Below are 10,869 nucleotides of genomic sequence, written 5' to 3' on the forward strand. Positions count from 1 at the left end.
ACAACGGGGAACCTCTAATGAATAAACGGACACTGATTTGCAGCGCACTGCTTGCGACACTGGCGATAGGCGGCCTTTCGGCTCCCGCGATAGGTGCACAAGCCGCAACCACGGCAAGCAGCACTTTCGATTTTAGACAAGAGACGATTTACTTCGTCTTCCTAGATCGATTTAGTGATGGCGATGCGAGCAACAACCGTGGCAACAATCCACTTACTTACGATCCGAGTAACCTCAAGAAGTACGTCGGTGGTGACATTAGAGGTTTAATCAACAAACTGCCTTATCTCAAATCCTTAGGCATCACCGCGATTTGGATTACTCCGCCAGTGGATAATGCCGATAACCTCGATGTGAATGGTGGTGCGGGCTACCACGGATACTGGGGTAAAGACTTCTTCAGAGTGGATGAACATCTGGGCACGATGGATGACTTTAAAGAATTAAGCCAGTTGATGCACAGCCCTGAATACAACATGAAGTTGGTACTGGATTACGCACCAAACCACTCCAATGGTAATGATGAAAATGAGTATGGTGCTCTGTACCGCGATGGTGCTTACATCACCAATTACAATACTGATGTCGCTGCTGGAAGCAACTGGTATCACCACAATGGTGGCGTAACCAATTGGAATGACTGGTATCAGGTTCGAAATCACAATCTGTTTAACCTGTCTGATTTCAATCAATCAAATCCGGTGGTCTACAACTATTTATTAGATGGTGCGAAGTTCTGGATTGATGCTGGAGTCGATGCGATTCGTATCGATGCCATCAAGCACATGGATAAAGAGTTTATCCAACAGTGGACAGGTGATATCTACAATTACGCTGCGACAATCGGCCGTGACGGTTTTTACTTCTTCGGTGAATGGTTTGGTGCCAGTGCGACCACAACGACAGGTATTGATGGCTACGCCATTGACTATGCCAACAACTCAGGCTCCGCGTTACTTGATTTTGGTTTCCGTGACACCTTAGAGCGAGTACTGGTTGGTCGTAGTGGTAATAGCATGCAGACTCTCAACAGCTATCTTGAAACTCGCGGCAATGTGTTCACCAGCGATGACTGGCAAGTCGTATTTATGGATAACCATGATATGGCCCGAATCTCAACGGCACTGCGTTCAAGCGCGAACACTTTCGGCCCAGGTAACAACGAAGCAGGGGGCGGTCAGTCTGAAGCATTTGCTCAAAAGCGTGTAGATCTAGGTCTGGTTGCGACCATGACAGTACGTGGTATTCCGGCTATCTACTATGGAACAGAGCACTACAGCGCAAACTTTACCACTAATGCGTTTGGTCAAGTTGGTAGCGACCCATACAACCGTGAAGTGATGCCAAGTTTTGCTCAGGATAGTGATGCATTTAAGATTATTCAGTCACTTACAGCGTTACGAAAACACAGCCCTGCCATTCAGAAAGGCAGCTACACCCAGAAGTGGGTCAACGATGACATTCTAGTTTATGAGCGTAGGTTTGAAGATGATGTTGTGTTAGTCGCACTTAACCGAGGAGCGGCGACGACGATTAACGTTTCTGCGCTGTCATTGGCAGACAACGCCTACACTAGCCTAGTAGGCAACGATGTTGTCGCTATTTCTCAGTCTGCTGCGACTCTCAACCTTGAGCAGAACGAAGCGATCGTACTGCACGGAAAGACAAGGGTGGCGAGTGGTGACCTGACCAACGTGACTTTTACTTGCAATAATGGCTACACCCAATGGGGACAAAGTGTCTATGCGGTAGGCGGTGTTAGTGAACTTGGTAACTGGGCACCGGCTCAGGCTGTGAAACTTTCTCCATCGGTTTACCCAACATGGCAAGGCATGATTCAAGTTCCTAACGGCCAGTCATTAGAGTGGAAATGTCTCAAACGCTCTGAAAGCGATACTAGCGCTTTGATTGAATGGCAATCAGGCAGCAACAATAGTGTCGATACCAGCACTCAGACTCAAACGATGGGCTCTTTCTAACTCATTATTAACTTGTCTCCAGCCAAGAGACTCCATACCCAGCTAGGGGTTTTTCAGGTAGTAATACGCTACCACTTTAAGGCCTTAGGTTTGCACCTAAGGTCTTTTTTTTAGATTGTGCAGCACTCAAAGTTAACTACTTAAAATCATGAAACTCATCTTGTTCATCGAATGTGATATCTTGGCACTATGGTTAGGCTTTACAGTGTAAAGTCGCCTTTCATAATTAGGGAATAATTGGAGAAACAATGGATAAGGTAGTCATCGTTACAGGAGCAGGACGGGGAATAGGCGCTGAAACGGCAGTATTGCTGGCAAGCCAAGGCTATGCGGTATGCGTCAACTATCTCAGTCATGATTTGCGGGCTAAACAGGTCGTCGACCAAATCCTTGTTGCTGGTGGAGAAGCGTTTTCTTATCAGGCCGATGTTTCCAGCGCTGAGCAAGTATCCGCGATGTTTGAGGCAACCCGTCAACGTTATGGATTGGTGACTCACCTAGTAAACAATGCCGGTATTTTGTTTACTCAGTCTAAACTTTGCGATATCGAATTAGAGCGTTTTCAAAAGGTTATGCAAACCAACGTAATCAGTTGCTTCCTTTGTTGTAAAGCGTTTATCAATCAACCGGGGAAGAAAAAGGCGATTGTGAACGTCTCTTCGGCTGCCTCACGTTTGGGCGCTCCATTTGAGTATATTGATTATGCGGCCTCCAAAGGGGCAATGGATTCATTAACCAAAGGATTGTCACTTGAGTTAGCAGAGGAAGGGATTCGTGTAAATGGTGTAAGGCCAGGCTGCATTTACACGGAAATGCACGCAGATGGTGGAGAGCCAGATCGTGTTGACCGTCTCGCTTCAAGCCTACCTCTTAAGCGTGGTGGAACGCCTCAGGAAGTGGCACAAGCCATCGCATGGTTGCTATCGGAGGAAGCTTCTTATGTGACTGGAACCTTTATTGAACTCGCTGGTGGCCGCTAATCGACTTTAGGTGTGACGGGTCTAAAGCATTATCTTTTTATACAGCACGTAAGAGCACTGAGTTCTACTTGGTGTTTGATATCGATGTTGCAGCAATAGCGCTATCTGCAATATCAGCGCAAAGAAAATCACCGTATACACATTATCGCCTCTGATATGGACAGACTGTCGTGAAAAACGTCTAATGCCAATTGCATCGCTTACCTGTCCACTCATGGACTTGTTCCGGCCATTTGTCTTTCAGAGGATTACACCATAGTGAAAAAAGAGCGGGGCGGAGTAGAAATAAAATTGGCAAAACCAAGATAAAGCGAATCAATGCGACAAAGTTGCTGTATCCTTGCTCTCTAGCTTTATCTGTGTTGATGCCCGGAACACGTGGAGTTTTACTGATTTGGTACCACAGAGGTTGTTCATCAGCCATATAGCGGCGAACGTATTCCCAATAGCCATACATAGGGGCATGACTGCCCATGTTGTGCAGCAAACTGAGATATTGATGGCGTTGACCAGTTAAATCAGCATTGACCGCGTGTTGAGGGTTAAGCCAGAGCATTAACTCATAGCCATCTTTTAACCGCCCGTAGCCCATATGGGTTTTAGCAACAATGACGGATATTTCACACTCTTGCCACGGAATACGATAGAGCACTTTATTGTGCCAAACGTAAACCTCTTGGTTTTGTTTATGAAAGCGTACTGGCATGGCGATGGGCTTGAAAAGTCCTACCGCTATAGTGATTCCGATCAATGCCAAATAAATTAAGTCAATAACATAGGTATCTGACCATGCCAGTCCATCAATAAATCCCCAACCTTTTAACCCGATCCATATCAGGGTAAAAAGAAACACCAGCCCCATAAACTCCCCCCTGCCATGGACAGACCGAACTCGCATATCAATAAACCCTTCGTGGCCCCCTGCAGAAAAGCCGTCAAAAAACTCCCCCATATCTTCAGCGTCTTTTCTTCGGTGAACAATGGGAATTTTTTTATTGCCGGGGTTTAATGGCTCTTGCTGAATTAAATGGCCATTAGGGTAATGTTCCACGCCGTGTTGGGTAATATGGAAGTTGGGGGTAAAACCAAAGTCTTCTGGCCCGACCCAATGATTGGGGCCAACTTGTCTAATCTCACTCATGATGGGTTATTCCTCCGCGAACAGCTCGACTGCCGCTCGATTGAGCGCCAGTGCGGATAAACTGTCGTGAAAAACGTCTAATGCCAATTGCATCGCTTACCTGTCCACTCATGGACTTGTTCCGGCCATTTATGCTTTAGGGGGTTACACCAGAGTGAGAAAAGAGCGGGTTTGAGCAGAAAACCAAGTGGTAACGTAAGAATAAAGGTAACTATTGCAAACAGCCGACTCCGACCTTCTTCTTGAGCAAGTTTAAAGTTAACACCTATTTGTCTTGGCTTTTTACTGATCTCATACCATAGCGGTTGTTCATCAGCCATATAACGGCGAACGTATTCCCAATAGCCATACATAGGAGCATGACTGCCCATATGGCGAAGTAAACTGAGATATTGATGGCGATGCTCGGTTAGATCAGCATTGACTGCATGCTTAGGGTTGAGCCAGAGCATTAACTCATATCCATCTTTTAATCGGCCATAACCGATATGGGTTTTCGCCACAATGACCGATATTTCGCATTCTTGCCACGGAATACGATAGAGTACTTTATTGTGCCAAACATAGACTTCCTGATTTTTTTTATGAAAGCGTACCGGCATGGCGATGGGCTTAAATAAACTTAAGCCCATACAAATGGCGAGAATTGCCAGAACGGTGATATCGACGTAACTGAGTGACCATGTATCTCCAGCGGTGTAAACCATCGAGGTTTTGATAACCAGCCAGAGCAAGGTAAAAAAAATCACCGCATACACATTTCCACCTCTACCATGGACAGACTGCACACGCATATCAAGAAAGTCTTCATGGCCTCCAGCAGAAAACAGTTCAAAAAACTCACCTAAGTCTTCTTTCTCTCCGGGTTCAGTTGTTTCATGCACCAGAGTAATTTTTTTATTGCCGGGATTTAATGGCTCTTGCTGAATTAAATGACCATTAGGGTAATGTTCCACGCCGTGTTGGGTAATATGAAAGTTGGGGGTAAAACCAAACTCCTCTGGTCCGACCCAATGATTGGGGGCTACTTGTCTAATCTCACTCATGATGGGTTATTCCTCCGCGAACAGCTCGACTGCCGCTCGATTGAGTGGCAGTGCGGATAAACTGTCGTGAAAAACGTCTAATGCCAATTGCATCGCTTACCTGTCCACTCATGGACCTGTTCCGGCCATTTATGTCTCAAAGGATTACACCAGAGTGAGAAATCCGCGGGTCTGAGCAGAAAGCCAAGTGGTAAAACAAGAATAAAGGTAACTATTGCAAACAGCCGACTCCGACCTTCTTCTTCAGCGAGTTCAAAGTTAACACCTATTTGCCTTGGCTTTTTACTGATCTCAAACCATAGTGGTTGTTCATCAGCCATATAGCGGCGAACGTATTCCCAATAGCCATATACAGGGGCATGACTACCCATGTTATGGACTAAAGAGAGATACTGATGGCGATGACCGGTTAGATCGGCGTTGACCGCGTGTTGAGGGTTAAGCCAGAGCATTAACTCATAGCCATCTTTTAACCGCCCGTAGCCCATATGGGTTTTAGCAACAATGACGGATATTTCACACTCTTGCCACGGAATACGATAGAGCACTTTATTGTGCCAAACGTAAACCTCTTGGTTTTGTTTATGAAAGCGTACTGGCATGGCGATGGGCTTGAAAAGTCCTACCGCTATAGTGATTCCGATCAATGCCAAATAAATTAAGTCAATAACATAGGTATCTGACCATGCCAGTCCATCAATAAATCCCCAACCTTTTAACCCGATCCATATCAGGGTAAAAAGAAACACCAGCCCCATAAACTCCCCCCTGCCATGAACAGACCGAACTCGCATATCAAGAAAATCTTCATGACCTCCTGCTGAAAAGCCGTCAAAAAACTCCCCCATATCTTCGGCGTCTTTTCTTCGGTGAACGATGGGGATTTTTTTATTGCCGGGGTTTAATGGTTCTTGCTGAATTAAATGACCATTAGGGTAATGTTCCACACCGTGTTGGGTAATATGGAAGTTGGGAGTAATACCAAAGTCTTCTGGCCCGACCCAATGATTGGGGCCGACTTGTCTAATCTCACTCATGATTTAGTTTTCTCTATTTCAAAAGACTCCAACTCAGTGCTGGGCCAGAATTCAAACCACTGTGTTTCATCACTGATGGTAATTTTCGGGTATTTTAACGAAACAGGATAACCAGCGGGGTTATGATAAGCGAGCGCCAGTTGATAAAAACGATAGTCTGTTTCCAGTTCTGCTTCATCGACCTCAAAGCTCAGGGCGGCAGTGGTGTCATTGAGCAGAGTGATCTTGCCGTTAAGCTGATTGGTTTGCCAGCGATTTTCTCGACTGTGGCTCACCAGTAGATCCTTAGTGTCCTTCTGCGCATAACCCTGCAGATACACACTGACATCGCTGGTTAATGGCACAAAGCCTGGCAATAAGATATGCAGTGTAAAACGGCTCAGACCATCGGTTTGACTAACATTGAGTAGCTGTGGGATGGGTCTAAATAAATAGTCGCCAAACGCGGTCAGCTCTTGTTGCATCACTCTAATCGCATCCTCTAGCTGGGCATCTTGGTCAAAAAGCTTCAGTCGTTGTTCCAAGGTGTTGAATTTGGACTCACCGCAAGCATAATTGCCACGGCCCCAGAAAGAGCCTTTTAAAAACAGTTGGGTTTTATCGTCCATTAAGGAGGCTCTGATTATCTCTAGCGTCAGCGCTGTAACACCCAGTACCACAGCAGCGACCGCCATAACCGGCGCCGCCGCTGGTACCAGTGCCACCCAGGCGCAATACGCCGCCATGCCATTGACTAACAGTGTTACCCCTGACACCGCTGTGGCTAAGGCATTTTGGTTACCAACCAGATCGGTACCAAGTTGATACCCACTGCCCAGTGCGGCAACAACACCGCCGATAACTGGCAGCCAGCGAAAAGTGATTTTTACGAACTTAGTAACACCATTGCCAAAACGCTCAAACATATCAATAGTATTTGGTGACGTAACGTTGATTCGTTTTAGCTGTGAGACCAATATACTAGAGATTGACGTGCCTAATAATTTAGCACCATCTTCCTTCATAAACTCAGTAAAGACCTGTTTACCGCCGACTTGGCCAAAGCGTGCCCCAGCAAACTGATCGAGAGCGGCAAAAGAACTGGTGATTAATCCGACCCAGGCGTTTGCGCGATCAACGCCCCATTTTATAGGGTTATCAGAAAACTGACTGTTGACTTGTGACGTATTGTAAACCTGAACTAAAAAGAACAGGCCGACAGTGGTGCTTTGCACATTGGGGGTAAATACCTGCTCTGTTTGGCGATAGAGCTTCATCAAGGCGGTTTTTTCACTTAAGAAATCATTGCCGTTAACCTGTTTAAGCCAATATTTCGCGTGCTTTTCAACCGTAGTTAGCTTTTTACCCGGGGCAGACGTCTGGTTGACCGCATACAGGTTGAGCGTTTGAGTACTTGTTTGCTGTTGTGGAGCGTTGGTGATATGCCCGGTTGCCGCATAGACCATCACGGCATACGAAGCCTCAATATCAAACATCACATCAGCCAGATTGCTGGTTACCAATGGGAATTGATAGTTATAGCGGTAAGTAAGCAGGCTATAGGTCTCTTGCCAAAGCACAACCGTCTTGCCTTCATGACTTAATTGAACCAAAGGGCTGGCGATAGACTGTATCAGTCCATCGGTGGCCACCGTTGCAGGCATATTACCCGATTCAATCAGCCCACTTCTTACACTGGCAATCGCTTCAATACTGGAATTGCTGTTGGTTGTTCCGTTAAGCTCTTTTAGCCATTTAGAGCCTTCTAACACCAATGGCTTGGCAAAGCCTAGCGCGGCTAAGAAGTGCGCCCCAGCCCCTTTTTCCTGTTGTGGTTGCTCTGAGACCACGGCAAGCAAGGTTTTACTCCAGCGCTGAGCCAGTGCAACGCCTTGATCGGTTGCCTCAAGATTGTTGGTCATCGCGAACAAGAGGCTTTCTTTAAGCGCGATTTGTTCTTTGTCACTGTCATCTAACCAGGCGAGCGCGATATCTAGCTGTTCATGATCTAACCAATTCAACCAATCTTCAGACAAGGTTTCAAGCTGCTGCTTGAGTTTGGGCATCGCATCTTGGTATTCCTTTAGGTAGCCTTCCATCTCATCAACGTGCAAGCACTTTTCTAACTCTTGCTTTCTTGAAGAACCTGCTGCCGCTTGGCGTTGTTCCATTTCTTGATCACTGCGCTTACGGGCAGAGAGTGCGGCAGCGTAATGACCCGTAGGTTGATATTGTGAGACTTTCGACGCGGCCTGTGTCATCTCGTTGTCGATGATGTGCTTGGTTAACTTTGCCATCTGGAGAGGATGTTGCGACGTGCTCAAACTCGACATGGTGAGCTCGTAAGCAATAGAGAACTCACGGCACAGATCGGTAGCGATACCAATCGCATCAACCAGACAGACCGCGTAGTTATTTTTAGGCGTTTGTGCTTCGTATGGTACTCGTATCCCATTGATATCAGAGACAGGCTCTAATGCAGGAAACGTCCATTTTAGAACACTCTCTACCACTTGCGTATTGGCGAACAAGTTCTCAATATCATAAAGCGGTCTGGTATCTGGCGCGTTGCCTGCCGCAGCTTGTGCAAAGTCGATACGCTGACCGAGTTTGATAATGGTATCTGGGTTGGCTTGTAAGTTTGATAATCTTAACTCTGATAGTGGCGTAATGCTAAGCCACATGGTGGCTTTTGTTTTCTGTTTTTGCTTAAGGATCGGTAAAGCGGATTTCACTTCTGGAGGCATTTCGCCAAACACACAACGAGCATCTTGTGCGATACCCTCTTGATAAAGCACTTCGATAAGGTACTGATCGTCTTCGTTATAAAAGTAGACGGTATGATCGATGAGCTCTCGAGCAATATAATGATGCTCTTGCATATTGGCTAAGTCGACGCCAACTGACAAGGTCTCAGGGAGTTTTGCTGAGCTATCCTTATCTGCCACCGCATAACGCATCGGTTTTACTGTGAACCATTCATCTCTGAGTGGACACTCTTCGACGACGTTGTCTACCGGTTTTGAACTGGTGACGATGGCCGCATTGGTTGCGGGATCTGAAGTACCAGAAACAAGTACCGCATCCTGTGGGATATGAATGACATCACCGGCACGAATGTTATTCGGATCAGAAATGTTAGGATTCGCGTTCTGTATCGCTTTTAAGGTTATGCCGTTTGCGCGCGCGATACCGGTTAAGGTATCTCCTGATTGAATGGTATAGTTCATGGATAGTTCTCCACTGAGTCTCGTGGATTTTGAGCAAGTGAGACAGATAATTGATTGGCGAGTTTTAAACGTTGCTCTAAGGGAGCTTTAACGTCATGCAGACAAGCCGTTACTTCAGGATAAAGTGAGCTTTTACCTAACACATCGCCAAGTCGGCAAACGATATTGAGGTAATATGTGGCTAATTGTTCGTTGACTTGACCAAGCGGTTGTAAGTCAGCCAGTTGCTGCAAAACAAACGCGTGCGTTTCTAGTTTGCTTGCTTGCAGTCTGTCAGGAAAATATGCCTCTATGTGCTGGATAAGTCGCCATGCTGTGTATGCTGTGCTCGCATCACTCAGGCCCTGCCACTCTTCATCGGTAAAGAAGGCTTCTTTTAACGCTTGGGGTGTTTCCAAACACGATTTCGCTTCACCGTATTGCTGGTTAAAAAGGTTTGGTAGCCATATGTTTTTCATTGGCCCCATCCAAGACTCAAAGCGTGTTTCATCTGCCGCTTTGAGTAAATAAAGCATAATAATGGGGTCATATAAACGAGCTAAATTATTTTCTAACCCACCATGCTGACACAAAATGAGTTTCTTCCAGTGTGTTTCGAGATCATCTATAGATGCGTTGGATTCGAAAATAACCCCATACCGATAAGGCGCAGTGTCATGAGCCCAATCTTGAATTTGTTTTGACCATGTAACAAGGTATGGACCAATATCCGATACGTTTTGCCAACGTGTATTACGCAATAGAGCTCGATACTCGATGGGAGTCGTCATCTCTCTGCCTAACGTTGCGATGTTAAACTCAAGTTTCGGCAGCAGTGCACCATCGAGAACCATCCAACGGGCTAGCCTTGATACTGGTGGAAGCTCGGTAGAGTATTGGAAAGTTTTCATGACTGAGCCTCCTCACAAGCTCGGCAAATTGGACTGCCGTTTATTGCTGCCTCAAGAACCGTATTTCGTTGTTGTTCTGTGACCAGTGGTGGTTCCATCTCTTGCGGCGCTTGCTGCAACTCTAACCCATTCGGTAATGCGGCTTGCTGGCCTCCATACCCGCTGCCGCTACCTGGGCTACCGCCCGAGTTTATATTGATTTTTGGCCCAACCAGACTGACGCCAGACGCGTCCAGTTTTACAAAGCTGCCGCCAGCTTTGAGGGTAGTTTCAGAGCCAGCATCTATCACCACTTTATGACCAACCTTGATGTGAATTTCATCACCTGATTGAATGGCGTGGAGCGCACCGACCTTTTGGTGCAAGCTGCCCTCAATAATCGAGGTGGCATCTTGTTTGACCAAAGTACGGCTTTCACCCTCCACGGTGAGGTTGTGGCGGTTTTTAATCTGAGTGAAATGGTCGTTATCGATCGTGATATGTTGGTCGTGTTTAACATGAGTGGTCATGTCATTCAGCACTATCGAGTCAAAATCCTTCTGCGCATGAAGATAGACTTGCTCTTGGTCTGCTTGGTCTTCAAAACT

General features: G+C 46.3%; 8 protein-coding genes. 2 read left to right on the forward strand and 6 right to left on the reverse strand.

The features are described 5' to 3' along the window. Positions 1-17 precede the first annotated feature (17 nt). Both ACQEXT_RS19960 and ACQEXT_RS19965 read left to right on the forward strand, forming a co-directional pair. Entirely contained in the window at positions 18-1,979 is a 1,962-nt protein-coding gene (locus ACQEXT_RS19960; RefSeq protein ID WP_426953304.1) for an alpha-amylase family glycosyl hydrolase, read from the forward strand. Between the two features lie 248 nt (positions 1,980-2,227). Next, on the forward strand, positions 2,228-2,959 hold the full coding sequence (locus ACQEXT_RS19965) for an SDR family oxidoreductase (protein WP_426953305.1): 732 nt from the start codon (positions 2,228-2,230) through the stop codon (positions 2,957-2,959). A gap of 181 nt (positions 2,960-3,140) precedes the next feature. On the opposite strand, the gene ACQEXT_RS19970 is transcribed toward ACQEXT_RS19965, so the two are convergent. From ACQEXT_RS19970 to ACQEXT_RS19995, 6 genes are all read right to left on the reverse strand, one after another. Next, positions 3,141-4,100: a DUF6708 domain-containing protein gene (locus ACQEXT_RS19970; protein WP_426953306.1), complete on the reverse strand. Its 960-nt coding sequence runs from the start codon at positions 4,098-4,100 to the stop codon at positions 3,141-3,143. 77 nt (positions 4,101-4,177) lie between these two features. Then, positions 4,178-5,146: a DUF6708 domain-containing protein gene (locus ACQEXT_RS19975; RefSeq protein WP_426953307.1), complete on the reverse strand. Its 969-nt coding sequence runs from the start codon at positions 5,144-5,146 to the stop codon at positions 4,178-4,180. A 77-nt stretch (positions 5,147-5,223) separates the two neighbouring features. Then, on the reverse strand, positions 5,224-6,183 hold the full coding sequence (locus ACQEXT_RS19980; RefSeq protein WP_426953308.1) for a DUF6708 domain-containing protein: 960 nt from the start codon (positions 6,181-6,183) through the stop codon (positions 5,224-5,226). Beyond that, the gene (locus tag ACQEXT_RS19985) at positions 6,180-9,392 is read right to left on the reverse strand and encodes a LysM peptidoglycan-binding domain-containing protein (protein ID WP_426953309.1); all 3,213 of its coding nucleotides are present in this window, start codon (positions 9,390-9,392) and stop codon (positions 6,180-6,182) included. Before ACQEXT_RS19985 ends, ACQEXT_RS19980 begins: the two co-directional genes overlap by 4 nt. Continuing rightward, positions 9,389-10,282, reverse strand: a complete 894-nt coding sequence (locus ACQEXT_RS19990; RefSeq protein WP_426953310.1) for a DUF4123 domain-containing protein — start codon at positions 10,280-10,282, stop codon at positions 9,389-9,391. Before ACQEXT_RS19990 ends, ACQEXT_RS19985 begins: the two co-directional genes overlap by 4 nt. Continuing rightward, the coding region (locus ACQEXT_RS19995) for a bacteriophage T4 gp5 trimerisation domain-containing protein (protein ID WP_426953311.1) at positions 10,279-10,869 on the reverse strand (591 nt) is incomplete at its 5' end. The genes ACQEXT_RS19995 and ACQEXT_RS19990, both read right to left, overlap by 4 nt.

Source organism: Vibrio sp. TRT 29B02 (assembly GCF_050113655.1).
Lineage (GTDB): Bacteria > Pseudomonadota > Gammaproteobacteria > Enterobacterales > Vibrionaceae > Vibrio.